Origin of the sequence: Streptomyces sp. NPDC006610 (genome assembly GCF_040611575.1) — a bacterium.
In the GTDB taxonomy this organism is placed as follows: domain Bacteria; phylum Actinomycetota; class Actinomycetes; order Streptomycetales; family Streptomycetaceae; genus Streptomyces.
On sequence record NZ_JBEXOP010000025.1, the window covers coordinates 77,827 to 100,576 of the forward strand.

Sequence of the window (22,750 nt, forward strand, 5' to 3'; positions counted from 1 at the left end):
GCTTGCCTTTTGGCACGAGGGGTTTTTTGTTGCACGGGCACCTTCCGTACAACAGCCGTACATCGCACAAACCTCGCAAAAACCCTCAGCATCGAGAAGAGAATGCCGATGACCGAGCAGGCCACCGGGGCCCCTCACCCGCAGCCGCGGCCCCGATCCGGAGGACAGCCCGCCCCCGAGCACGTCACGGGTGCGCAGTCCCTCATCCGCTCTCTCGAGGAGGTCGGGGCCGACACGGTATTCGGCATTCCCGGCGGTGCGATCCTCCCGGCGTACGACCCGCTGATGGACTCCACCCGGGTCCGCCACGTCCTGGTCCGCCACGAGCAGGGCGCGGGTCACGCCGCCACCGGTTACGCCCAGGCCACCGGCAAGGTCGGCGTCTGCATGGCGACCTCCGGACCCGGCGCCACCAACCTGGTCACGCCGATCGCCGACGCCCACATGGACTCCGTGCCGCTGGTCGCGATCACCGGTCAGGTCGCCTCCAAGGCGATCGGCACGGACGCCTTCCAGGAGGCGGACATCGTCGGCATCACCATGCCGATCACGAAGCACAACTTCCTCGTCACCAAGGCGGAGGACATCCCGCGGGTGATCGCGCAGGCGTTCCATATCGCCTCCACCGGCCGCCCCGGCCCGGTCCTGGTCGACATCGCCAAGGACGCCCTCCAGGCGAAGACCACCTTCGCCTGGCCGCCGGTCATGGACCTGCCCGGCTACCGCCCGGTGACCAAGCCGCACGCCAAGCAGATCCGCGAGGCCGCCAAGCTGATCACCGGCGCGAAGCGCCCCGTCCTCTACGTCGGCGGCGGCGTCCTCAAGGCCGGCGCCACCGCCGAGCTGAAGGTCCTCGCCGAGCTGACCGGAGCGCCGGTCACCACCACCCTGATGGCGCTCGGCGCGTTCCCCGACAGCCACCCGCTGCACGTGGGCATGCCGGGCATGCACGGTTCGGTCACCGCCGTCACCGCGCTGCAGAAGGCCGACCTGATCGTCGCCCTCGGCGCCCGCTTCGACGACCGCGTCACCGGCAAGCTGGACAGCTTCGCCCCGCACGCCAAGATCGTCCACGCCGACATCGACCCCGCCGAGATCGGCAAGAACCGGGCCGCGGACGTGCCGATCGTCGGGGACGCCCGCGAGGTCATCGCCGACCTGATCCAGGCCGTCCAGAAGGAGCACGGCGAGGGCCACCGGGGCGACTACACCGCCTGGTGGAAGGACCTCAGCCGCTGGCGCGACACCTACCCGCTCGGCTACGACCTCCCCGAGGACGGCTCGCTCTCCCCGCAGCAGGTCATCGAGCGCATCGGACAGCTGGCCCCGCAGGGCACGATCTTCGCCGCGGGCGTCGGCCAGCACCAGATGTGGGCCGCGCACTTCATCGAGTACGACAAGCCCGCCACCTGGCTCAACTCCGGCGGCGCGGGCACCATGGGCTACGCCGTGCCGGCCGCCATGGGCGCCAAGGCCGGCGCGCCCGAGCGCACCGTGTGGGCGATCGACGGCGACGGCTGCTTCCAGATGACCAATCAGGAGCTGACCACCTGCGCCCTGAACAACATCCCGATCAAGGTCGCCATCATCAACAACGGCGCCCTCGGGATGGTCCGCCAGTGGCAGACGCTGTTCTACAACCAGCGCTACTCCAACACGGTGCTGCACTCCGGCCCGGACGACGTCAACCCGCAGGCCCGGGGCACCCGCGTGCCCGACTTCGTCAAGCTGTCCGAGGCGATGGGCTGCTACGCGATCCGCTGCGAGGACCCGGCCGACCTCGACAAGGTCATCGAGGAGGCGAACTCCGTCAACGACCGCCCGGTCGTGGTGGACTTCGTCGTCCACGAGGACGCGATGGTCTGGCCGATGGTGGCCGCCGGCACCTCCAACGACGAGATCATGGCCGCCCGGGACGTCCGCCCCGACTTCGGCGACAACGAAGACGACTGAGAGCCGCAGGTAAAGGAATCAGACCCATGTCCAAGCACACGCTCTCCGTCCTGGTGGAGAACACCCCCGGCATCCTCGCCCGGATCGCCGCCCTGTTCTCCCGCCGCGGCTTCAACATCGACTCCCTCGCGGTCGGCGTCACCGAGCACCCCGACATCTCCCGCATCACCATCGTGGTGAACGTGGAGGACCTGCCGCTGGAGCAGGTCACCAAGCAGCTCAACAAGCTCGTCAACGTGCTGAAGATCGTCGAACTGGAACCCGGTTCGGCCGTTCAGCGGGAACTCGTTCTGGTGAAGGTGCGGGCGGACAACGAGACGCGCTCCCAGATCGTCGAGATCGTCCAGCTCTTCCGCGCCAAGACCGTGGACGTCTCCCCGGAGGCCGTGACCATCGAGGCCACCGGCAGCAGCGACAAGCTGTCCGCCATGCTCAAGATGCTGGAGCCGTACGGCATCAAGGAGCTGGTGCAGTCCGGCACGATCGCCATCGGACGCGGAGCGCGTTCGATCACGGACCGGTCGCTGCGCGCACTGGACCGGTCGGCGTAACGACATGACCGGGCGGCCGGCGACGACCGGCCGCCCGTATGCCGAGACCCCCAGACTTCCCTTCCGCCCCCCGTCATACGGTGGGACGCAACATCTGCACCCCAAGGAGAGAACCCAAAGTGGCCGAGCTGTTCTACGACGCCGACGCCGACCTGTCCATCATCCAGGGCCGCAAGGTCGCGGTCATCGGGTACGGCAGCCAGGGCCACGCCCACGCCCTGTCGCTGCGTGACTCGGGTGTCGACGTCCGCGTCGGTCTGCACGAGGGCTCCAAGTCCAAGGCGAAGGCCGAGGAGCAGGGCCTGCGCGTGGTCACCCCCGCCGAGGCCGCCGCCGAGGCCGACGTCATCATGATCCTGGTGCCGGACCCCATCCAGGCCCAGGTCTACGAGGAGTCGATCAAGGACAACCTGAAGGACGGCGACGCGCTGTTCTTCGGCCACGGCCTGAACATCCGCTACGGCTTCATCAAGCCCCCGGCCGGCGTCGACGTCTGCATGGTCGCCCCCAAGGGCCCGGGCCACCTGGTGCGCCGTCAGTACGAGGAGGGCCGCGGCGTTCCCTGCATCGCCGCCGTCGAGCAGGACGCCACCGGCAACGCCTTCGCGCTCGCCCTGTCGTACGCCAAGGGCATCGGCGGCACCCGCGCCGGCGTCATCAAGACCACCTTCACCGAGGAGACCGAGACCGACCTGTTCGGTGAGCAGGCCGTGCTGTGCGGTGGCACCGCGGCGCTGGTCAAGGCGGGCTTCGAGACGCTGACCGAGGCGGGCTACCAGCCGGAGATCGCCTACTTCGAGTGCCTGCACGAGCTGAAGCTGATCGTCGACCTCATGTACGAGGGCGGCCTGGAGAAGATGCGCTGGTCCATCTCCGAGACCGCCGAGTGGGGCGACTACGTCACCGGCCCGCGCATCATCACCGAGGCCACCAAGGCCGAGATGAAGAAGGTGCTCGCCGAGATCCAGGACGGCACCTTCGCCCGGAACTGGATGGACGAGTACCACGGCGGTCTGAAGAAGTACAACGAGTACAAGAAGCAGGACTCCGAGCACCTGCTGGAGACCACCGGCAAGGAGCTGCGCAAGCTCATGAGCTGGGTGAACGAGGAGGCGTAAGCCTCGGGACGAAGGGCCGGAGCCATGCGCTCCGGCCCTTTGCGCCACGGTGTTGTCCACCCGGTCCAGCCACGGACGGGTGATCCTTCCGCAGAGGCGCAAGCCGCCGACCGCCGCGCCACTACACTGCCGTACTAATACGCGTCAGGCCCACAGCGTCGTGCGTCACACGCGGCAAGCCCCCCTCCACCGCCTGCGGCCGTCGGGACGGCCGTCCGCATTGCACATGTGAGGACTCACGTGAGCTCGAAACCTGTCGTACTCATCGCTGAAGAGCTGTCGCCCGCGACCGTGGACGCGCTTGGCCCGGACTTCGAGATCCGGCACTGCAACGGCGCGGACCGCGCCGAGCTGCTGCCCGCCCTCGCCGACGTCGACGCGATCCTCATCCGCTCGGCAACCAAGGTCGACGCCGAGGCCATCGCGGCCGCGAACCGGCTCAAGGTCGTCGCACGAGCCGGCGTCGGCCTGGACAACGTCGACGTGTCCGCCGCCACCAAGGCCGGCGTGATGGTCGTCAACGCCCCCACCTCCAACATCGTGACCGCCGCCGAACTGGCCTGCGGTCTGATCCTCGCCACCGCCCGCAACATCCCGCAGGCCAACGCCGCGCTCAAGAACGGCGAGTGGAAGCGGAGCAAGTACACCGGCGTCGAACTGGCCGAGAAGACCCTCGGCGTCGTCGGCCTCGGCCGCATCGGCGCGCTGGTCGCCCAGCGGATGTCCGCGTTCGGCATGAAGGTCGTCGCCTACGACCCCTATGTGCAGCCCGCGCGGGCCGCGCAGATGGGCGTCAAGGTGCTGTCGCTGGACGAGCTGCTGGAGGTCTCCGACTTCATCACCGTCCACCTGCCCAAGACGCCCGAGACGGTCGGCCTGATCGGCGACGAGGCGCTGCGCAAGGTCAAGCCGAGCGTGCGCATCGTCAACGCCGCGCGCGGCGGCATCGTCGACGAGGAGGCGCTGTACTCGGCGCTCAAGGAGGGCCGCGTCGCCGGCGCCGGCCTCGACGTGTACGCCAAGGAGCCCTGCACGGACTCCCCGCTGTTCGAGTTCGACCAGGTCGTCGCGACCCCGCACCTGGGCGCGTCGACCGACGAGGCGCAGGAGAAGGCCGGCATCGCCGTCGCCCGCTCGGTGCGCCTGGCGCTCGCCGGCGAGCTGGTCCCGGACGCGGTCAACGTCCAGGGCGGCGTCATCGCCGAGGACGTCAAGCCGGGTCTGCCGCTCGCCGAGCGCCTCGGCCGGATCTTCACCGCGCTGGCCGGCGAGGTCGCCGTCCGCCTCGACGTCGAGGTGTACGGCGAGATCACCCAGCACGACGTGAAGGTGCTGGAGCTGTCCGCGCTCAAGGGCGTCTTCGAGGACGTCGTCGACGAGACGGTGTCCTACGTCAACGCCCCGCTGTTCGCCCAGGAGCGCGGCGTCGAGGTGCGGCTGACGACCAGCTCCGAGTCGCCGGACCACCGCAACGTCGTCACCGTGCGCGGCACCCTCGGCGACGGCGAGGAGGTGTCGGTGTCCGGCACCCTCGCCGGTCCCAAGCACCTGCAGAAGCTCGTGGCGGTCGGCGACTACGACGTGGACCTCGCGCTCGCCGACCACATGGTGGTCCTGCGGTACGAGGACCGTCCGGGCGTCGTCGGCACCGTCGGCCGCATCCTCGGCGAGGCGGGCATCAACATCGCCGGCATGCAGGTCGCCCGCGCGGACGTGGGCGGCGAGGCGCTGGCCGTGCTGACCGTGGACGACACCGTCTCCCCGGGCGTGCTCGGCGAGCTGGCTGCGGAGATCGGGGCGACGTCGGCCCGTTCGGTGAACCTGGTCTGACCCCCGCTTCGGCACGACGCCGGGCGACCGAGGCATTCCTCGGCCGCCCGGCGTCGCCATGTCGGGCGACGGTCGGGTGGTGAGGGTCAGGTGCTGGTGACGGTCAGATCCGGGCCGCCTTCAGGGCCATGTGCAGCAGCAGGCGGTCCTCGCCGTCGGCCAGGTCCAGGCCGGTGAGCTGTTCGACACGGGACAGCCGGTAGTACAGGGTCTGGCGGTGGATGCCCAGGTCGGCGGCGGTGCGGCCGGCCTGGCCCGCGCGGTCCAGGTACGCCTCGGCGGTGCGGGCCAGCTCGGCCTGGGCGGGAGAGAGCAGCGGGGCCACGGCGCGGTCGCGGGCCGCCTCCGGGGACAGGGCGGTGAGCAGGCGGTAGGGGCCGATGCGGGACCACTCGGCGACGGGCCCGAAGCGGGGCTCGGCGAGCGCGGCGCGGGCCGCGGCCGATGCCTGCTGCCAGGCCGTCGCCAGACCCGCCAGACCGGTGAACGGCTCGCCGACCCCGGCCCGCGCGCCCTCCCCGAGCAGCCGGGACGCCGCCGTCAGCGCCGGCCCCGGCACGTCCGCGGCGCGCAGCCGCACCAGCACCGCGAGGCCCTGCCCCGCCGTTCCCCACGGCGCCGTGCACACGGCCGTCGCATGGGGCACCGTACGGGCCGACGGGGCGTCCTCCGGGTCGGCGGACGGCCACGGCGCCACGCACACCACCGCGTGCGGGCCCTCGGCGCGCGGCCCCAGCTCGGTGCGCAGGGCGGCCACCGCCATGTCCCGCTGCCAGCCCCGCTCGGCGGTCACCGCGGCCCGCAGCTCACGGGTCAGGTCGGCGCCGTGCTGGGCCTCGTCGGCGAGCAGCGCCCCGATGCGGGCGGTCACCTCCATGGCGGCGGCCAGCTGCCGCTCGGTGGGCCCGGGCTCGTCCTCCAGCAGCCAGACGTAGCCGCGGACGACACCCCGATGGCGTACGGGCAGACAGATCCGCCCCCGGTGCACCCCCGCCTCCGGCGTCCGGGGGATGCGCACCGGGCCGGTCGCCCGGGTGATGCCGAAGCCCTCGAACCAGGCGCGGACGGCGGGCGTGGAGCGGCGGGTCAGGATCGAGCGGGCCCGGACCGGGTCCAGGGCCGAGGCGTCCAGCTCCCCCTCGCTGTCGTAGGCGCCGAAGGCGATCAGCTCGAAGTCGCGGTTCTCCAGCGTCGCCGGGGCGCCCAGCAGCTCGGAGATCTCGTCGACCAGCTCCTGGTAGTCACCCCTGTAATCCGACGTCACCACGGCATTCTCCCGCACTTTCGCGCCACCTTCATACAGATGTCTGAGATCTGCGGCGGGGATGCGTGACAGCTGTCGATGGCCGACGATCCGAGGGATCCTTAACTTTCACGGTGGTTCTCCGTGCCGTTCCCGGACCGTCGGGATGCGGCCTCGTTCGGGTTGGTATGTGGAGGTGCCCCGTGCTGGGTCCCGTGATTCTCGCCGCGTCGCGCAGCGACCGGATGCGACGCCTGATCTCGGCGGCCCCGGTGACGAAGCAGGTCGTCGACCGGTTCATCCCCGGCGAGACCGTGGACGAGATCGTGCCGATCGTCGAGGACCTCACCGCCAAGGGCCTCGAACTGACCATGGACGTCGTCGGCGAGGACATCACCACGCCCGAGCAGGCCACCGCCGCCCGTGACGCCTATCTGGAGCTGATCGACCGCCTGAAGCCGCTGGAGCTGGGCGAACGCGTCGAGATGTCCGTGAAGCTGTCGATGTTCGGCCAGGCGCTGCCCGGCGGGCACGAGCTGGCCCTCGCCAACGTCCGCCCGGTCGTCGAGGCCGCCGCGGAGATCGGCACCACGGTCACACTGGACGCGGAGGACCACACCACCCTCGACTCGATGTTCGCCATCCACGACGAACTGCGCCGGGACTTCCCCCGGACTGGCTGCGTCATCCAGGCGTACCTCCTGCGCACCGAGGCCGACGCCCGCCGCCTGGCCGCGAACGGCAGCCGGGTCCGCCTGGTCAAGGGCGCCTACAAGGAGCCCGCGAAGGTCGCGCTCCAGGACAGGCACGAGATCGACAAGGCGTACGTCCGCGTCCTGCGCGTCCTGATGGACGGCGAGGGCTACCCGATGATCGGGTCCCACGACCCGCGTCTGATCGCCATCGCCCAGGAACTCGCCCACCGCGCGGGACGCAAGCCGGGCGACTACGAGTTCCAGATGCTGTACGGCATCCGCGGCGAGGAGCACCTGCGGCTCGCCGCCGACGGCCACCGGATGCGCGTCTACACGGCGTACGGCACCGACTGGTACGGCTACTTCATGCGGCGGCTCGCGGAGAAGCCGGCGAACCTGCGCTTCTTCGTCCGCTCGATGGTCAGCAAGGGCTGAGCCCACCACCCGCTCAAGTTCAAGGAGTTACGGATCTCATGGACGCTGTGACCCAGGTCCCCACCCCCGTCAACGAGCCGGTGCACGGCTACGCCCCCGGCTCTCCCGAGCGCGCCCGGCTGGAGGCCAGGCTGAAGGAGCTGGCCGACAACCCGATCGACCTGCCCTGCACCATCGGCGGCGAGCGGCGGATGGGCGGCGGCGAGCGCTTCGACGTCGTCCAGCCGCACAACCACAAGGCCCGCCTCGGCACGTACGGCAACGCCACCCGGCAGGACGCGCAGGACGCCATCGACGCGGCCCTGGCCGCCGCGCCCGCCTGGCGTGCGATGGCGTTCGACGACCGCGCGGCGATCATCCTGCGCGCCGCCGAGCTGCTGGCCGGACCCTGGCGCGAGACGCTGGCCGCGTCCACCATGCTCGGCCAGTCCAAGACCGCCCAGCAGGCCGAGATCGACACCCCCTGCGAGCTGGTCGACTTCTGGCGGTTCAACGTCCACTACGCCCGGCAGATCCTCGCCGAGCAGCCCCCGGCCAACTCCCCGGGCGTCTGGAACCGTCTGGACCACCGCCCGCTGGAGGGCTTCGTCTACGCGATCACGCCGTTCAACTTCACGGCCATCGCAGGCAACCTGCCCACCGCCCCGGCGCTGATGGGCAACGTCGTCGTCTGGAAGCCGTCCCCCACCCAGACCCACGCCGCCGTGCTGCTGATGCGGCTGCTGGAGGAGGCCGGGCTGCCCAAGGGCGTCATCAACCTCGTCACCGGCGACGGCATCGAGGTCTCCGAGGTGGCCCTGCACCACCGGGACCTCGCCGGGATCCACTTCACCGGCTCGACCAAGACGTTCCAGTACCTGTGGAAGACGGTCGGCGCCAACATCGAGAAGTACCGCTCCTACCCGCGCCTGGTCGGCGAGACCGGCGGCAAGGACTTCCTGGTCGCCCACCCGAGCGCCGACCGCGCGGTGCTGAAGACCGCGTTGACCCGCGGCGCCTTCGAGTACCAGGGCCAAAAGTGCTCCGCGACCTCCCGCGCCTACATCCCGGCGTCGATCTGGAACTCCGGCTTCAAGGAGGAGTTCGCGGCCGAGGTCGACTACCTCACCATGGGCGACGTCACCGACCTGTCGAACTTCATCGGCGCGGTCATCGACGAGCGAGCCTTCGCCAAGAACAAGGCCGCCATCGAGCGCGCCAAGCAGGACCCGGCGTGCACGATCGTCGCGGGCGGCTCCTACGACGACTCGGTCGGCTACTTCGTCCGCCCGACCGTCATCGAGTGCACCGACCCACAGAACGAGGTCTTCACGACCGAGTACTTCGGCCCGATCCTCGCCGTGCACGTCTACGAGGACGACACGTACGACGAGATGCTGACGCAGATGGAGTCGGTGTCCGACTACGCCCTCACCGGCTCGGTCATCGCGGGCGACCGCGCGGCGGCGGCGTACACGATGGAGAAGCTGCGCTACGCGGCGGGCAACTTCTACATCAACGACAAGTCGACCGGCGCCGTCGTCGGCCAGCAGCCCTTCGGCGGCGGCCGCGCCTCCGGCACCAACGACAAGGCCGGCGCCCCGCAGAACCTGACGCGCTGGACGCTGACCCGCTCGATCAAGGAGACGCTGGTCCCGCCGACCGACTACACCTACCCGCACATGGGCTGACCTCCGTCAGCCGTCGCCGACGGGCCGGGTCCACGGGGACCCGGCCCGTTCGCGTGGGAGGCGGCGGGCGGCCCGCGCGGGTCACGGCATCCCGAATACTGGGCCCATGACGACGATCCGTACCGTCCACACCGCCGACCTCGCCCCCGCCGAACTGCGTGCCCTGCGCGGCTTCCTGGACGCCGTGTTCGCGGGGGACTTCAGCGACGACGACTTCGACCACGGTCTCGGCGGGATGCACGTCCTCGTGGACGACGACGCCGGGCTCGCCGCGCACGGGGCGGTCGTGATGCGGCGGGTGCGGCACCGGGGGCGCTGGCTGCGCACCGGGTACGTCGAGAACGTCGCCGTGCGCCCGGACGTGCGCCGTACCGGGCTCGGGGGCCGGGTCATGGGCGTGCTGGAGGGGATCGTCGACCGTGCCTACGACCTCGGCGCCCTCTCCGCCAGCGACGAGGGGGCCGCGCTGTACGAGGCGCGGGGCTGGAGCGCGTGGCCGGGGAGGGTGGCCGCGCTGGGTCCCGGGGGCGTCGTCCGGCTCCCCGAGGAGGAGGGCAGCACCTACGTGCGGGCCGCGCTCGCCGGGCCCCTCGACGCGGAGGGCGAGCTGTGCTTCGACTGGCGGGACGGCGACGTGCTCTGAGCCACACGGGCCGGGAAAGCGGCAGGTCGGCGGGGCGTGGTCCGTCCGGCCGTCTCAGATAGTAGGAAGTCCGAGTAATTGTGGAGACAGATGCGCCGTCCTCGCTTAGTTTTGTAGGAGCCGAACGTCTCGCTCGACCAAGCGAATGACGGCCGTGAGCCGGGCCCGCGCAGGCAACCCCTGCGGCACCGTCGCTCCCCGTCCCTTCCGGCGTCTCGCATCCCCCTTTCCTCCCCGCACTCCGGGACCACGAAGGAGCCGATCCGCCATGTCCGAGACGACCGCACGCCGCCGAGTCCGTCACGTCTCCCGCAGCAGCGAGGCCGACCGCAAGAACGCCGCCGCGGCCCTCCAGCGCGCCCTCGACCGCCGCGACAACGGCGGCGCCACCGGCCACTGAGCCACGGCCGGGCCCTACCGCCCGCGCCGCACCTCGAAGTGGTCGACCCGCTGCCCGGTCGCCGCCAGCGCCGACACCGCGAGCCTCGGTGCCGCCCCGGCGTGCGCCTCCACCTTGAGGAACGAAAAGCCCCGGTAGCGCACCCGCGACCACTCCACCGTCTCCCGGGCGTCCCCGCGCGACCGGGTCCAGCGGAAGGTGTCCACGGACTCGACGTCCTGGACCGAGCCCTCGTAGCTCTCCGGCACGCCCGCCGGGAAGCCGTACAGCTCCCTGCCGCCGCCGCCCGCCGTGACGTACACGGTCCCGTCCCTCGCCGGGTCCGTCGTCCCGCCGATCGGCACCGGCCGGCCCACCTCGCCGTCCCGGATCGCGTCGGTCCGCTCGTAGACGTGGTTGTGCCCGTTGATCACCAGGTCCACCCGGTGCCGGGCGAACAGCGGCACCCACTCCGCGCGCACCCCTCCGTCCGAGGCGTGCGAGGACGTCGAGTAGGCGCAGTGGTGGAAGTACACGACGACGAAGTCGATCTCCGGCGCCGCGCGCAGCTCGCCCAGCGTCGCCTCCAGCCACGCCGTCTGCCGGCCCTCGCTGTACCCGAGGTTGGCGGGGATCTCGTACGACACGTCGTTCGCGTCCAGCGCCACCACGCCCACGTTGCCGTACCGGAACGCGTACACCCCCGGCGCGCCCTTGGGGTCGAAGCCGTTGTCCGGCAGCGACCAGCGGGCGAACTGGCCGCCGTAGCCGTCGGGGGAGTACCAGGCCTCCATGTCGTGGTTGCCGGTCGTCACCATCCACGGCACCGACCCGGCCACCTGGGAGGTCTGCGCCATGAAGTGGTCCCAGAAGGAGGGGTCGTAGGCGTCCGACTTCTTGCCCCGGCCCTTGGCGTTGGCGTAGCAGATGTCGCCGGCGTGCAGATGGAAGGCGGGCTTCTGGCGCAGGATCAGCTCGTTGTTGGTCTCCGGCGCGTCCCCGACCCCCTGGTCGCCGAAGGCGGTGAACACGAACGACTCCGGCCGCGCCGGCGCCGTGCGGAAGGAGCCGATGGCGGCGCGGTGTTCGGGCGAGGCGGGATCGCGGCCCTCGTGTCCGATGCCGTAGTAGTACGTCGCGCCCGGCAGCAGGCCGTCCAGCGCCGCGTGGACGTAGTACTGCTGCACCGCCGCGCGGATCCCGTCCAGCTCCGGCGTGTACAGATCGCGCACCTCCGCCTCGATCCGCTCCCCGAGCGCGTCGGGACGGGCGCCGATCCGCACGTACGGCCGCCGCACCGCGGCCGGCACCTGCCAGGAGACGCGCATCTGTGTGCGGGGATCCGCCCCGAAGGCCAGATGGCGGCCGTAGGGGACGACGGCCGAGCCGGGCGTCCTCGACGTGGCGGACGGTGCGCTGCTCGGCGCCGACACGCCGCTCCCGCCGGAACAGCCGGTCAGCAGCCCGCCCGCGACCGCGCCGGCCGTCACCAGCGCGCGCCGCCGGGTGAGGTGCGCCCGCAGGTACTCGTACTGCTCGGCCATGCTCATCCGCCGGGCGAGCCGCGGCGGAATGCCGAAGTCGGGGAGGTCCATGGCCGACACTTTCCCATCGGGCCCCGACGCCCCGTGGAAGCAGGAGTGAACGCAGTGCGTCCCCACGGTGCCCGACTCCGTCCGGGTGTCCGGATCGCGGACGCGTCATGTCATCCCATGGGACGAGGAGTAGGGTGCTGCGCATGTCGGCAAGCTCTCGCATCCTCGATCTCGCAGTGATCCCCGGTGACGGCATCGGCCAGGAAGTCGTGGCCGAAGGCCTGAAAGTCCTCTCCGCCGTCCTTCCGCAGGATGTGAAGCTGGAGACCAAGGCCTACGACTTCGGCGCCCAGCGCTACCACGCCACCGGTGAGACCCTCACCGACGCCGACCTCGAGGCCCTCAAGCAGCACGACGCCATCCTGCTCGGCGCGATCGGCGACCCCTCGGTCCCCTCCGGCGTCCTGGAGCGCGGCTTCCTGCTCAAGCTCCGCTTCGCCTTCGACCACCACGTCAACCTGCGGCCGTCGAAGCTCCTGCCCGGCGTCGCCACCCCGCTCGCCGGCCAGCCGGAGATCGACTTCGTGGTCGTCCGCGAGGGCACCGAGGGCCCCTACACGGGCAACGGCGGCACCATCCGCAAGGGCACCCCGCACGAGGTCGCCACCGAGGTGTCCGTCAACACCGCCTTCGGCGTCGAGCGCGTCGTCCGCGACGCCTTCGCCCGCGCCCAGGCCCGCCCCCGCAAGAAGCTCACGCTGGTCCACAAGAACAACGTGCTCACCTTCGCGGGCCACCTGTGGACGAACATCTTCAACAAGGTGGCCGAGGAGTACCCCGAGGTCACCACCGAGTACATCCACGTCGACGCGGCGACCATCTTCCTGGTCACCCAGCCCGAGCGGTTCGACGTGATCGTCACCGACAACCTCTTCGGCGACATCATCACCGACCTCGCCGCGGCCGTCTCCGGCGGCATCGGCGTCGCCGCCTCCGGCAACATCAACCCGAGCGGCGAGTTCCCGTCGATGTTCGAGCCCGTCCACGGCTCGGCCCCGGACATCGCCGGCCAGGGCAAGGCCGACCCCACCGCCACGGTCCTCTCCGTCGCCCTGTTGCTGCGCCACCTCGGCCACGAGGCCGAGGCCGCCCGCATCGAGGACGCGGTCGCCGCCGACCTCGCGGACCGCGCCGGCAAGCCCGCCCGCTCCACCTCGGAGATCGGCGACGCGCTGGCGGTACGCGTAGCCGGCTGACCCGCCGCGCTCGCCTCGAAGCCGCCGGGTCGCATCCGCGCCCGGCGGCTTCCCCATGTCCCCGCCGGGTGCCACCATCAACCCCGGGCCGCATTCACGCTGTTTTCTCCCTCGTCGCCCGCTTGCGATAATCGGACGCGGAGCCGCGGATTGAGGGAATGCTCGGACGTCCTAGCACTGGCCACTGGCAGTACGGGCGTGAGCGCGGCCCGTCACTACAACCGGTGAAGGACAACCACTGATGACGACGCCCACGATCGAGCTCAAGCCCTCGGCCCACCCGCTCTCCGCCGCGGAGCGGGAGGCGATCCTGGCCAGCCCCGGGTTCGGCCGCCACTTCACCGACCACATGGTGACGATCAAGTGGACGGAGGGCCGCGGCTGGCACGACGGGCAGCTCGTCCCCTACGGCCCGCTCTCTCTCGATCCGGCCAACATGACCCTGCACTACGCGCAGGAGATCTTCGAGGGACTCAAGGCCTACCGTCAGCCCGACGGCTCCGTCGCCACCTTCCGCCCCGACCAGAACGCCAAGCGCTTCCAGCGCTCCGCCCGCCGGCTCGCGATGCCCGAACTCCCGGTCGAGACCTTCATCGAGGCCTGTGACGCCCTGGTCCGGCAGGACAAGGCGTGGGTCCCGGCGCACGGCGGCGAGGAGTCCCTCTACCTGCGCCCCTTCATGATCGCCACCGAGGTCGGCCTCGGCGTGAAGCCCGCCAACGAGTACCTCTTCCTCGTCATCGCCTCCCCGGCCGGCGCCTACTTCCCCGGCGGCGTCAAGCCGGTGTCCATCTGGCTCTCCGAGGACCGCGTCCGCGCCGTCCCCGGCGGCATGGGCGACGCCAAGACCGGCGGCAACTACGCCGCCTCCCTCCTCGCCCAGGCCGAGGCCGCCGCCAAGGGCTGCGACCAGGTCTGCTACCTCGACGCGGTCGAGCACAAGTGGGTCGAGGAACTCGGGGGCATGAACCTGTACTTCGTCTACGGCGACCGGATCGTCACCCCCGCCCTCACCGGCTCCATCCTGGAGGGCGTCACCCGCGACTCCCTCCTCGCCGTCGCCCGCGACCTCGGCTACGAGGCCGAGGAGGGCCGGGTCTCCATCGACCAGTGGCAGCGCGATGCCGAGAGCGGCGCCCTCACCGAGGTCTTCGCCTGCGGCACCGCGGCCGTGATCACGCCGGTCGGCACGGTGAAGCGGGCCGGCGCCGAGTGGCGGCAGTCGGGCGGCGAGCCCGGCGAGGTCACGCTGAGGCTGCGCCGGGCGCTGCTGGACATCCAGCGGGGCACGGCGGAGGACAAGCACGGCTGGATGCACCGGCTGGGATAGGTCCCTTCCGGCTTCACGGCTCAGGGCCGCCGCCGACCTCGGGTCGGGGGCGGCCCCAAGTCGTTTCGGATCATGTCGCTTCGAGTGTTGTTCAAACTCGTCGACGTCCGGCCTTCCGGTTGTTATGCCCTCCGGTTTAGAGTGGCGCTCTAAACCGGAAGGAGACGGCATGCGCCTCACCCCCACCGAGCGCGACCGGCTGCTGCTGTTCGGCGCCGCCGAGCTGGCCCGCGCCCGGCGCGCCCGCGGACTGCGGCTCAACGTGCCCGAGGCCACCGCCCTGATCGCGGACACCGTCTGCGAGGCCGCCCGCGACGGCCGACGGCTCGCCGAGGCCATCGAGGCCGCGCGGTCCGTGCTCGGTCCGGACGACGTGCTGCCCGGCGTCGCCGACGTCGTCACCGAGGTGCACGTCGAGGCCGTCTTCGACGACGGCTCCCGGCTCGCGGTCGTCTCCGACCCCATCGGCGGCGCGGGGCCGCGCGAGGACGGTCCGGGGGCGCTGCTGCCGGGCCCCGCGCACGTCGAGCCCCAGGCGGTGGTGCGGCTCACGGTCGTCAACACGGCGGGCGTGCCCGTCTCGGTCACCTCCCACTTCCACTTCTTCGAGGCCAACCCCCGCCTGGACTTCGACCGTTCGGCCGCCTACGGCATGCGGCTCGCCGTCCCCGCCGGGTCGTCGGTGCGGTTCGGGCCGGGGGAGAGCCGGGAGGTCGGGCTGGTCCCGATCGGGGGCGCACGGGTCGCGATCGGGTTCGCCGGGCTCGTCGACGGGCCCCTGGACGCGCCGGGGGCCAAGGAAGAGGCCCTGCGCAGGGCCACCGCCTGCGGATATCTGGGAGCCGCGCGATGAACCCGCACGAATACGCCGCCACCCACGGCCCGCGCGCCGGCGACCGCGTCCGGCTCGGCGACTCGGGCCTCGTGATCCGCGTCGAGTCCGACGCGCAGCGGTACGGCGACGAGTTCCTCGCCGGCTTCGGCAAGACCGCCCGCGACGGACTGCACCTCAAGGCCGCCGCCGTCCGGGAGACCTGCGACGTCGTGGTCAGCAACGTCGTGGTGATCGACGCCGTGCAGGGCATCCGCAAGGTGTCGATCGGCATCCGCGAGGGCCGGATCAGCGCCGTCGGGCGGGCCGGGAACCCGGACACCCTCGACGGCGTCGACGTCGTCGTCGGCACCGGCACGTCCATCGTGTCCGGCGAGGGCCTCATCGCCACCGCCGGGGCCGTCGACACGCACGTCCATCTGCTGTCGCCGCGGGTCATGGAGGCCTCGCTGGCGTCCGGCGTGACCACCATCATCGGGCAGGAGTTCGGACCGGTGTGGGGCGTGGGCGTCAACTCGCCCTGGGCGCTGCGGCACGCGTTCGGCGCCTTCGACGCCTGGCCCGTCAACATCGGGTTCCTGGGGCGTGGTTCGTCGTCCGACCCGGCGCCGCTGGTGGAGGCGCTGGCCGAGGGCGGGGCGTGCGGGTTCAAGGTGCACGAGGACATGGGCGCCCACACCCGCGCCCTGGACACCGCCCTGCGGGTCGCCGAGGAGCACGACGTCCAGGTGGCCCTGCACAGCGACGGGCTGAACGAGTGCCTGTCGGTCGAGGACACCCTGCGCGTCCTGGAGGGCCGCACCATCCACGCCTTCCACATCGAGGGCTGCGGCGGCGGACACGTCCCCAACGTCCTGAAGATGGCCGGCGTCCCCAACGTCATCGGCTCCTCCACCAACCCGACCCTGCCCTTCGGCCGGGACGCCGTCGCCGAGCACTACGGCATGATCGTCTCCGTCCACGACCTGAAGACCGACCTGCCCGGCGACGCCGCCATGGCCCGCGACCGCATCCGCGCCGGCACGATGGGCGCCGAGGACGTGCTGCACGACCTGGGCGCGATCGGCATCACCTCCTCCGACGCGCAGGGCATGGGCCGGGCCGGCGAGACCGTGCGCCGCACGTTCGCCATGGCCGGGAAGATGAAGGCCGAGTTCGGCGCCCCGCACGACGACCACGACAACGAACGCGTCCTGCGCTACATCGCCAAGCTGACCGTCAACCCGGCCATCGCGCACGGGCTCTCCCACGAGGTGGGGTCGATCGAGGTCGGCAAGCTCGCCGACATCGTGCTGTGGCGGCCGGAGTTCTTCGGGGCCAAGCCGCAACTGGTGCTCAAGTCGGGCTTCCCGGCGTACGGCGTGGTCGGCGACCCGAACGCGGCCACCGACACCTGCGAACCCCTCGTTCTGGGACCGCAGTTCGGTGCGCACGGGGCCGCCCCGGCCGACCTCTCCGTCGCGTTCGTCGCCCGGGCCGCCCTCGACCGGGGCCACGACGGCCTGCCGACCCGCCGGCGCAGGGTCGCCGTACGCGGCACGCGCGGCATCGGCCCGGCCGACCTGCGGCTCAACTCCCGTACCGGATCGGTCGACGTGGACCAGCGCACGGGACTCGTCACGCTCGACGGCGAGCCCATCCGCTCCGCGCCCGCCGACACCGTCTCCCTCAACCGCCTGTACTTCCTCTGAGGACCCGCCAGATGACCACCCCCGCCGCCGACGGCTTCCGCATGCCCGCCGAGTGGAGCCCTCACGAACGCACCTGGATGGCGTGGCCGGGCCCCAACCCCACCTTCGACGACCCCGACGACCTGGCCGCCTCCCACCGGGCCTGGGCCTCGGTCGCCCGTGCGATCCGCCGCTTCGAGCCGGTGACCGTGGTGTGCGGGCCCGGACGGTCGGCCGAGGCGAGGCGCCTGCTCGGCGACGGGATCGACACCGTCGAGCGCGAGCTGGACGATGCCTGGATGCGCGACATCGGCCCCACCTTCCTCACCGACGGGCGCGAACTGGCCGCCGTCGACTGGACGTTCAACGGCTGGGGCGCCCAGCACTGGGCCCGCTGGGACCACGACGCCGGGATCGCCGCGCAGGTGGCGGACCTCGCGGGCGCGCGGACGTACGCCTCACCGCTGGTGAACGAGGGCGGCGCGATCCACGTCGACGGCGAGGGCACCGTGCTGCTCACCGAGACCGTGCAGCTCGGCCCCGAGCGCAACCCCGGCTGGACGAAGGAGCGGGTCGAGGCGGAGATCCACGCCTGCCTCGGCACCCGCAAGGCCATCTGGCTGCCCCGCGGCCTCACCGCCGACTACCCCCCGCACGGCTACGGCACCCTCGGCCACGTCGACATCGTCGCCGCCTTCGCCCGCCCCGGCGTCGTCGTCGCCCACCACCAGCCCGACCCCGCCCACCCCGACCACGAGATCACCCGGGAGGTCATCGGCCTGCTCAGGGGGCAGACCGACGCGCGCGGACGCCGGCTGGAGGTCGTGGAGGTGCCCGCCCCGACCGTCCTGGAGGCCGACGGCCACTGGGCCGACTACTCCTACATCAACCACTACCTCTGCAACGGCGGCGTCGTGCTGTGCGCCTTCGACGACCCGCGCGACGAGACCGCCGCCGGAATCCTCCGCCGCCTCTTCCCCGGGCGGACGGTGACCCCGGTCGACGCCCGTACGATCTTCTCCGGTGGCGGTGGCATCCACTGCATCACCCAGCAACAGCCGAGGATCCAGGAGCCGTAGATGGCCGGCGCGCGGAAGAACGCCCCGCCCCGCGAGGACGTGCTCGCCGCCGCCATGGGGATGATCGCCGAGAGCGGTCTGGAACAGCTCACCATGGCGGCGCTCGGCCGCGCGGTCGGCATGAGCAGCGGGCACCTCCTCTACTACTTCGGCAGCAAGGACGAATTGCTGCTGCGCACCCTGGAGTGGAGCGAGGGCAGGCTCGGCGCCGAGCGCGCCCGGCTGCTCGCCCGCCCCGGCCCCGCCCGCGAACGGCTCGACGCCTACGTCGACCTCTACGTCCCCGACGGCCACCGCGACCCGCACTGGACGCTCTGGCTGGAGGTCTGGAACCGCTCGCAGAACGCCGACGACGACGCCCGCGACCGGCAGGCGGCCATCGAGGGCGCCTGGCACCGCGACCTGGTCGCCCTGCTCGCCGAGGGCGTCTCGCGCGGCGAGTTCCGCGACGTCGACCCCGACCGCTTCGCCGCCCGGCTGCGGGCGCTGCTCGACGGGTTCTCCATCCACGTCGCCGTCGGGCTGCGCGGCGCCGACCGGGAACAGGTGCTCGCCCACGTCCGGGAGTTCCTGGACGCCGGGCTCGGGTGATCTCCACTGCCGGGACGGCGTGCCCGCATCCTGAGACAGCCGTGAGCGGTGGAGGCGGATTGTGCCAGACTGCCGACGTGCTCTCGTTCGCCATGATTATTGGCAGCAGGCGCGCCGGTCCGCAGTGACCGCCTCGCACGACCAGGTGCGGGCGGCCATCGTCGTCCTCGACCCGCGCGCAGACCTCTCGCACCCGCGAGAGGTTTTTCGCGTTTCTGGCCCACCTGAAGCCGGAACCGCCGCGCGGGGGATCATTGGAGGACGGTGGAGCCGGTCATTCCGGTAGACCGAGATCCAACACAGGAGCGTTCAGACCATGACCGAGACGGAAACCAGCGAACTCGACGACGCGTTCCACGTCTTCGACACCACCCTGCGCGACGGCGCGCAGCGTGAGGGCATCAACCTCACCGTCGCCGACAAGCTGGCCATCGCACGGCACCTGGACGACTTCGGCGTGGGCTTCATCGAGGGCGGCTGGCCCGGCGCCAACCCCCGCGACACCGAGTTCTTCGCCCGTGCCCGGCAGGAGATCGACTTCCGGCACGCCAAGCTGGTCGCGTTCGGCTCCACCCGTCGCGCGGGCGCCACCGCCGCCGAGGACCCGCAGGTCAGGGCGCTGCTGGAGTCCGGTGCCGAGGTGATCACCCTGGTCGCCAAGTCCCACGACCGGCATGTGGAGCTGGCGCTGCGCACCACGCTCGACGAGAACCTCGCCATGGTCCGCGACACCGTCGCCCACCTGCGCGAGCAGGGCCGCCGGGTCTTCGTCGACTGCGAGCACTTCTTCGACGGCTACCGCGCCAATCCCGAGTACGCCAAGGCCGTCGTGCGCGCCGCCTCGGAGGCCGGCGCCGACGTCGTGATCCTGTGCGACACCAACGGGGGCATGCTTCCGGCGCAGATCCAGGCCGTCGTCGCCACCGTCCTCGCCGACACCGGCGCCCGGCTCGGCATCCACGCCCAGGACGACACCGGCTGCGCCGTCGCCAACACCCTCGCCGCCGTCGACGCCGGCGCCACGCACGTGCAGTGCACGGCCAACGGCTACGGCGAGCGCGTCGGCAACGCCAACCTCTTCCCGGTCGTCGCCGCCCTGGAGCTGAAGTACGGCAAGAAGGTCCTGCCCGAGGGCAAGCTGCGCGAGATGACCCGGATCTCGCACGCCATCGCCGAGGTCGTCAACCTCACGCCCTCCACCCACCAGCCCTACGTCGGCGTCTCCGCGTTCGCCCACAAGGCGGGCCTGCACGCCTCCGCGATCAAGGTCGACCCCGACCTGTACCAGCACATCGACCCCGAGCTGGTCGGCAACACCATGCGGATGCTGGTGTCCGACATGGCCGGCCGCGCCTCCGTCGAGCTCAAGGGCAAGGAGCTGGGCGTCGATCTCGGCGGCGACCGGGAACTGGTCGGCCGGGTCGTGGAGCGGGTCAAGGAACGCGAGCTGAAGGGCTACACGTACGAGGCGGCCGACGCCTCCTTCGAGCTGCTGCTGCGCGCCGAGGTCGACGGCAGGGCGCTGAAGTACTTCGAGGTCGACTCCTGGCGGGCGATCGTGGAGGACCGCCCCGACGGCAGCCACGCCAACGAGGCCACCGTCAAGCTGTGGGCCAAGGGCGAGCGCATCGTCGCCACCGCGGAGGGCAACGGCCCGGTCAACGCCCTCGACCGGGCGCTGCGCGTGGCCCTGGAGAAGATCTACCCGCAGCTCGCCAAGCTGGAGCTGGTGGACTACAAGGTCCGCATCCTGGAGGGCGTCCACGGCACCGAGTCCACCACCAGGGTGCTGATCTCCACCTCGGACGGCACGGGCGAGTGGTCCACGGTCGGCGTCGCCGAGAACGTCATCGCCGCCTCCTGGCAGGCCCTGGAGGACGCCTACACCTACGGCCTGCTGCGGGCCGGGGTGGAGCCGGCCGTCTAGGACGGCGGCCGGCCCCGGCGGCTGCCTCCTACTGGAGCCGCCACTTCTGGTTGGCGGCGCCCGTGCAGGACCAGATCTGCGCGCGGGCGCCGTTCGCCGAGGAGTTGTCCGTGACGTCCAGGCACTTGTTCGCGGCCAGGTTCACCACGTCGCCCGTCGAGGCGTTGTACGACCACTGCTGCGCGCCCGTGCCGTTGCAGTCGTACAGCTGCACCTTCGCCCCGTCCGCCGTCGAACCCGACGTCACGTCAAGGCACTTGCCGAGCGCCTGCACCGACCCGTCGGCCCGCACCGTCCAGCGCTGGGCGGCGGTGCCGTTGCAGTCGTGGAGCTGCACGGCCGTCCCGTTCGCCGACGAACCCCCGGCGACGTCGAGGCACTTGCCCGCGAGCCCGACGAAGGCCCCGGTGCGGTCGCCGCCGCCCGACTGCGTGCCCGACCAGGTGAACGTCGCCGACGTCCGGCCCGGCAGCGAGTAAGTGGCGTGCTGGCCGCCCCAGTTGATGGTCACCGTCTTCGCGGTCGTGGCGTCGTTGTAGGCGATCAGGGCCTTGGAGCCGTCGGGGTTGCGCCAGGCCACGTTCGGCACCGACGCGGACGCGGTGGACGCGATCCGGTGGGCGCCCGGCTTCACGAACTTGGTCAGGTGGCCCATCGTGTAGTACTCGACGGTGAAGTCGACCTGCCCGTGCCGCGCGTCGCCGTTGTGCACGGTGATCAGTCCGCTGCAGGTGCCGCAGCCGCCGTTGTGCGGACCGCGGTTCTGGTCCACCGCGAGGGACCACTTGGTCACCGACTTCGCCCAGTTGCGGGTGTAGTCGATGATGTTCATCATGTCCTCGCGCTGCTGGTGCGCGATCCAGGTGCCGCCCGAGTGCTCGGTGCCGAACGCGTCCAGCTGCGGGTACTGGTCGTGCACGGCCGTCTGCTTGGCGACGTCGCCGCCGTAGCCGTGCCAGGCGACGCCGCCGAAGTTCGGGTGCGCGCGGACCGCCGCGTCGTCCACCGTCCGGGCGGCGTACGCGTCGTAGGTGTCCCAGTTCCAGTCGTGCGCCAGCACCTTGGTGGACAGACCGGCCGCCTGGAGCCTGGGCAGCAGCTCGTTCTTGGTGAAGTAGGCGAGCCCCGAGGCGTTCCAGCTCATCGACGGATAGCCCGCGCAGCACGTCGGCTCGTTCTGCGCGGTGACGTACGCGACGGGGATGCCCTGCGCCTGGTAGGCCTGCACGTACTTCACGAAGTACGCGGCGTACGTGCCGTAGTGCTCCGCCTTCAGCCAGCCGCCGTTGAGCTGCCCGCTGTCCTTCATCCAGGCCGGCGCCGTCCACGGCGAGGCCATCACCGTCAGCGCCGGGTTGAGCTGCCGCGCCTGCCGGGTCAGCGGCACGACGTCCTGGAGGTCGTGCGCGATCGAGAACTCGGACAGGTCCGGGTCGGTCTGCCCGGCCGGCAGGTCGTCGTAGGTGTAGCCGAAGCGTGCGAGGTCCGAGCCGCCCATCGGGTTGCGCAGGAACGACAGGCCGATGCCGTCCGTCGGCGAGAACAGCTTGCGCATGGTGTCGTCGCGGGTGGCCTGCGAGAGCGCGCCGCTGCCGTCCATCAGCCAGGCCGCGGTGTCCGTGAAGGACGCGCCGCCGCCGGTGAAGGTCTGGTAGCGGGTGTTCTCGTCCACGGTGATGTTCTCGCCGCCGCCGCCCGAGCCGGGCTGGAAGGCGAACGGGGCCTGGGGCTGCAGGCCGCGGACCACGTTGCGCCCGCCGGCGTCGTCGGTCGTGGTGAGGTGGGCGGTGATCTGCTCGCCGGCCGCGTGCGCGGGGGCCGCGGAGGTGACCGAGGCGGTGGTCAGACCGGCCGTGCTCAGCAGCCCGGCGAGCAGCAGCCGGAGCGTTCTGGGGGATCTCCTCATGGAGCGCCGCCCTTCTGTGTGGGGAAGTGGGGGCGTGCGAGCCGTGAGTAAATGACGGCTCCTCAGACCCGTCAAGAGGTCGCGTGTTCAGTTCCCGAAGCGACGAC

General features: G+C 71.5%; 18 protein-coding genes. 15 read left to right on the forward strand and 3 right to left on the reverse strand.

Annotated elements, in window-relative coordinates:
- Window positions 1-102 precede the first annotated feature (102 nt).
- The 4 genes from ABZY13_RS20935 to serA all read left to right on the forward strand — a co-directional run bounded on the left by ABZY13_RS20935 (window position 103) and on the right by serA (window position 5,452).
- Window positions 103-1,953 carry an acetolactate synthase large subunit gene (locus tag ABZY13_RS20935; protein WP_356632841.1) on the forward strand — a complete coding sequence of 617 codons (1,851 nt, stop codon included), beginning with the start codon at window positions 103-105 and terminating at the stop codon, window positions 1,951-1,953.
- 26 nt (window positions 1,954-1,979) lie between these two features.
- Window positions 1,980-2,504, forward strand: coding sequence for an acetolactate synthase small subunit (gene ilvN, locus ABZY13_RS20940; protein WP_043504310.1), 525 nt, complete (start codon window positions 1,980-1,982; stop codon window positions 2,502-2,504).
- A 119-nt stretch (window positions 2,505-2,623) separates the two neighbouring features.
- On the forward strand, window positions 2,624-3,622 hold the full coding sequence (gene ilvC, locus ABZY13_RS20945) for a ketol-acid reductoisomerase (protein WP_356632843.1): 999 nt from the start codon (window positions 2,624-2,626) through the stop codon (window positions 3,620-3,622).
- 240 nt (window positions 3,623-3,862) lie between these two features.
- Window positions 3,863-5,452 carry a phosphoglycerate dehydrogenase gene (gene serA, locus ABZY13_RS20950; protein WP_356632845.1) on the forward strand — a complete coding sequence of 530 codons (1,590 nt, stop codon included), beginning with the start codon at window positions 3,863-3,865 and terminating at the stop codon, window positions 5,450-5,452.
- 103 nt (window positions 5,453-5,555) lie between these two features.
- On the opposite strand, the gene ABZY13_RS20955 is transcribed toward serA, so the two are convergent.
- A complete protein-coding gene (locus ABZY13_RS20955; RefSeq protein ID WP_356632847.1) occupies window positions 5,556-6,716 on the reverse strand; it encodes a helix-turn-helix domain-containing protein in 1,161 nt (386 codons plus the stop codon).
- A 182-nt stretch (window positions 6,717-6,898) separates the two neighbouring features.
- Between ABZY13_RS20955 and ABZY13_RS20960 the strand changes: the two genes are divergently transcribed.
- From ABZY13_RS20960 to ABZY13_RS20975, 4 genes are all read left to right on the forward strand, one after another.
- Window positions 6,899-7,825, forward strand: a complete 927-nt coding sequence (locus ABZY13_RS20960) for a proline dehydrogenase family protein (protein ID WP_356632849.1) — start codon at window positions 6,899-6,901, stop codon at window positions 7,823-7,825.
- Between the two features lie 38 nt (window positions 7,826-7,863).
- On the forward strand, window positions 7,864-9,495 hold the full coding sequence (gene pruA / locus ABZY13_RS20965) for an L-glutamate gamma-semialdehyde dehydrogenase (protein WP_356632851.1): 1,632 nt from the start codon (window positions 7,864-7,866) through the stop codon (window positions 9,493-9,495).
- Between the two features lie 106 nt (window positions 9,496-9,601).
- On the forward strand, window positions 9,602-10,138 hold the full coding sequence (locus tag ABZY13_RS20970; RefSeq protein ID WP_356632853.1) for a GNAT family N-acetyltransferase: 537 nt from the start codon (window positions 9,602-9,604) through the stop codon (window positions 10,136-10,138).
- Window positions 10,139-10,406: 268 nt separating this feature from the next.
- Entirely contained in the window at window positions 10,407-10,538 is a 132-nt protein-coding gene (locus tag ABZY13_RS20975) for a hypothetical protein (RefSeq protein WP_356632855.1), read from the forward strand.
- 14 nt (window positions 10,539-10,552) lie between these two features.
- Here ABZY13_RS20975 and ABZY13_RS20980 read toward each other — a convergent pair whose 3' ends face one another.
- Window positions 10,553-12,112: a metallophosphoesterase family protein gene (locus tag ABZY13_RS20980; protein ID WP_356632857.1), complete on the reverse strand. Its 1,560-nt coding sequence runs from the start codon at window positions 12,110-12,112 to the stop codon at window positions 10,553-10,555.
- A 143-nt stretch (window positions 12,113-12,255) separates the two neighbouring features.
- Between ABZY13_RS20980 and ABZY13_RS20985 the strand changes: the two genes are divergently transcribed.
- The 7 genes from ABZY13_RS20985 to cimA all read left to right on the forward strand — a co-directional run bounded on the left by ABZY13_RS20985 (window position 12,256) and on the right by cimA (window position 20,737).
- Window positions 12,256-13,308 carry a 3-isopropylmalate dehydrogenase gene (locus ABZY13_RS20985; protein WP_356632859.1) on the forward strand — a complete coding sequence of 351 codons (1,053 nt, stop codon included), beginning with the start codon at window positions 12,256-12,258 and terminating at the stop codon, window positions 13,306-13,308.
- Between the two features lie 241 nt (window positions 13,309-13,549).
- Complete coding sequence (locus ABZY13_RS20990) at window positions 13,550-14,638, forward strand: branched-chain amino acid aminotransferase (protein WP_356632861.1); 1,089 nt, start codon at window positions 13,550-13,552, stop codon at window positions 14,636-14,638.
- A gap of 169 nt (window positions 14,639-14,807) precedes the next feature.
- Entirely contained in the window at window positions 14,808-15,491 is a 684-nt protein-coding gene (gene ureA / locus ABZY13_RS20995) for an urease subunit gamma (RefSeq protein ID WP_356632863.1), read from the forward strand.
- The gene (locus ABZY13_RS21000; protein WP_356632865.1) at window positions 15,488-17,161 is read left to right on the forward strand and encodes an urease subunit alpha; all 1,674 of its coding nucleotides are present in this window, start codon (window positions 15,488-15,490) and stop codon (window positions 17,159-17,161) included. The genes ureA and ABZY13_RS21000 overlap by 4 nt, the downstream gene beginning before the upstream one ends.
- Before the next feature lie 11 nt (window positions 17,162-17,172).
- Complete coding sequence (locus tag ABZY13_RS21005; protein WP_356632867.1) at window positions 17,173-18,219, forward strand: agmatine deiminase family protein; 1,047 nt, start codon at window positions 17,173-17,175, stop codon at window positions 18,217-18,219.
- Window positions 18,220-18,810 carry a TetR/AcrR family transcriptional regulator gene (locus ABZY13_RS21010; RefSeq protein ID WP_356632869.1) on the forward strand — a complete coding sequence of 197 codons (591 nt, stop codon included), beginning with the start codon at window positions 18,220-18,222 and terminating at the stop codon, window positions 18,808-18,810.
- A gap of 316 nt (window positions 18,811-19,126) precedes the next feature.
- Window positions 19,127-20,737, forward strand: coding sequence for a citramalate synthase (gene cimA, locus ABZY13_RS21015; RefSeq protein ID WP_356632871.1), 1,611 nt, complete (start codon window positions 19,127-19,129; stop codon window positions 20,735-20,737).
- A 28-nt stretch (window positions 20,738-20,765) separates the two neighbouring features.
- Here cimA and ABZY13_RS21020 read toward each other — a convergent pair whose 3' ends face one another.
- Window positions 20,766-22,643 carry a ricin-type beta-trefoil lectin domain protein gene (locus ABZY13_RS21020; protein WP_356632873.1) on the reverse strand — a complete coding sequence of 626 codons (1,878 nt, stop codon included), beginning with the start codon at window positions 22,641-22,643 and terminating at the stop codon, window positions 20,766-20,768.
- Window positions 22,644-22,750: the final 107 nt, after the last annotated feature.